The organism is Desulfatiglans sp., from assembly GCA_012513605.1.
Lineage (GTDB): Bacteria > Desulfobacterota > DSM-4660 > Desulfatiglandales > HGW-15 > JAAZBV01.
This window is the reverse complement of the sequence record JAAZBV010000078.1, coordinates 1-2,603: the sequence shown is the minus strand read 5'-3', so window position 1 is coordinate 2,603 and position 2,603 is coordinate 1. Positions and strand designations below refer to the sequence as shown.

Annotated in this window: 2 protein-coding genes; both read left to right on the top strand. The window is 43.9% G+C overall.

All coding sequences use genetic code 11. From position 1 onward, the window contains the following. Nucleotides 1–994, top strand: a 994-nt coding sequence (locus GX654_09815) for a TrpB-like pyridoxal phosphate-dependent enzyme (GenBank protein NLD37152.1), incomplete at its 5' end; no start/stop codon positions are given. Nucleotides 995–1,007: 13 nt separating this feature from the next. Further along, nucleotides 1,008–1,973 (top strand): phenol degradation protein meta, encoded by a 966-nt coding sequence (locus GX654_09810; GenBank protein NLD37151.1) that lies wholly within the window; start codon nucleotides 1,008–1,010, stop codon nucleotides 1,971–1,973. The last annotated feature ends 630 nt before the right edge of the window (nucleotides 1,974–2,603 follow it).

The following is a 2,603-nucleotide window of genomic DNA, read 5'->3' as shown; positions in this document are numbered from 1 at the left end:
CACAACAGAGACAGGAGCAGGCCAGTGGGGAAGCGCCCTATCATTTGCATGCAGCCAGATCGGGCTTGAATGCAGGATATACATGGTTCGTATCAGCTTTGACCAGAAGCCCTACAGAAAGGCACAGATGCAGGCATGGGGCGGCAAATGTGTAGCAAGCCCAAGCAATGAAACAAACGCAGGAAGGGCAATACTTGCCAAAGACCCGAACACACCCGGAAGCCTTGGCATTGCCATCAGCGAGGCAGTGGAGGCCGCAGTAAGCGACACAACAGGTCAGACCCGCTACGCACTGGGCAGCGTGCTCAACCATGTAATGCTCCACCAGACAGTGATAGGCCTTGAGGCAAAAAAACAGCTCGAAAAGACCGGGGATTATCCTGACATAGTAATCGGCTGCGCTGGCGGCGGAAGCAACTTTGCCGGTATCGCATTTCCATTCGTATCTGACAAGATGCATGGCAAAAAGGTAGAGATATACCCTGTTGAGCCAATAGCATGCCCGACATTGACAAGGGGACCATTTGTATATGATCACGGTGACACAGCAAGGTATACCCCGCTTCTTGCAATGCACAGCCTTGGCCATGCATTTGTACCTCCTCCGGTTCATGCAGGCGGCTTACGTTATCATGGCATGTCTCCAATAGTAAGCCAGCTTGTTACAGAAGGTTTACTAACAGCAAAGGCGGTTTCACAGATTGACGCATTCAATGCCGGTGTTCTCTTTGCCCGGACTGAGGGTATCATCCCTGCGCCTGAATCCAACCATGCTATTGCTCAGGTGGTTGCGGAGGCTACAAAGGCAAAAGAGACAGGAGAAAAAAAGGTAATACTCTTTAACCTGAGCGGACACGGGCTTCTTGACCTTGGTTCATATGAAAAGTATTTTTCAAATGATCTGGATAATTATGCGCTCTCAGATGACGAGCTTAGAAAATCCGAAGAGGTATTCAAGGATTTTCCAAAACCGCAGCTTATGAAGAGTATTTGAGGAGAAAAAAGCTATGAAACTAAAGAATATCTATCTATTGATTCTTGCTTTATTTTTATTTTTTGCCATACCAGTGTCATCATCAGCTTATGATCTGCCATCTGTAAACCTTGGATTTACAAGCTTTATGGACGGCGCACCGCCATCAGGGCCAGGACTCTATTCACAAAATTATGTACAGTACTGGACAGCAGATAAATTCAAGGATCAGAATGGCAATGCACTTTTACCACCCTTTGCAGGTGAAGAACTGGAGGCATGGATTACACTTATACAGTGTACATACCAGTCAAACACTGAATTTATACTCACGGCAAAATGGGGACTTGATATAATAGTTCCCTTTGCAAAGCTTGATATGAGCTATAATACCTATCTGCCAGGTTTTCCCATGGAGAAATCCGGAATGGGAGATATCTGGGTAGGCCCTTATCTGCAATGGGACCCGATTATGGGAGCAAACGGCCCTAAATTTATGCACAGATTCTCACTGGGTTTTATATTACCGACCGGGGATTATGATCAAACAAAGGCCATAAATGCAGGCAGTAATTTTTTCTCCTTTAACCCATACTGGGCTGCAACCTATTTTATAACCCCAAAATGGACTGCATCAACAAGGGTCAGTTACCTGTTGAATGATGAAAATGATGAACCTTATGCACCTCTTGCTGCAACGGGTGTAGAGGAGGTACAGGCCGGAGAGGCATTTCATATTAATTTTGCAACATCCTATGAATTAATACCCCAGAGGTTACGTGCAGGTATTAATGGCTATTATTTAAGGCAGCTCAGTGAGACTGAGCATGATGGGGTTGACCAGATTGGCTCAAAAGAAAAGGTTTTGGCTGTAGGCCCTGGAGTGCTCTATTCATTTAATAAGGATGCCCATCTCTTCATTAATATGTACTTTGAGACAGACGCAAAAAACAGACCTGAAGGGGAAAGAATCAACGCAAGGTTTGTTTATCATTTCTAATACCAACCGAAATTTGTCAATTTCGGTTGGAGCTATCAGCAGTCAGCTATCAGCAATCAGCTAAACTTACTTCTCGTTCCCACGGTCACCGTGGGAACGTTTTGATTTGACGCTCCGTGTCAATAATTTTTTTATCCCAACAGCATCTGCATGAATGGAAAAAATATTCTATATTAATTCTGTAGGGGTGAATAATTATTCGTCCCTGCATTTTTAAACCACCTTGATATTATATATCCTCAACAATCGGTGAATATAATGGCTATCACTGTTTATTTATGGCAATAGAGATAGCCAGTGATCGGCGCTTATTAACAATATTTTTATATCATTGTTTGAAATTAATTTACATATCCCTGACTGGTTTATTAATTGAAAAGCAGGAATCCGGAAAACATCCTGGAACTTGCGCAGGCTCTTGGATGGGGTGCTGTCAGCCATTTTCGCCCCTACATTATTGAAGGGCATTGCACCTCTTGTCCCGCCATCTTGTCAGGGCGTAGCTTTAGCCCGACTTTCGCTATTCGATTAGTGTTTTAGTAAAAATGACGATTTTTCGGGGTATAAGTAACTGTAATTATTAGAGAGGGGTGTGAAAACCCGTTGTAGTGAAGACCTACCCCCTTGAAT

Excerpts from the sequence above, each read along its gene's own strand:
- GX654_09810 (NLD37151.1), top strand. The coding sequence starts at position 1,008 with ATGAAACTAAAGAATATCTATCTATTGATTCTTGCTTTATTTTTATTT.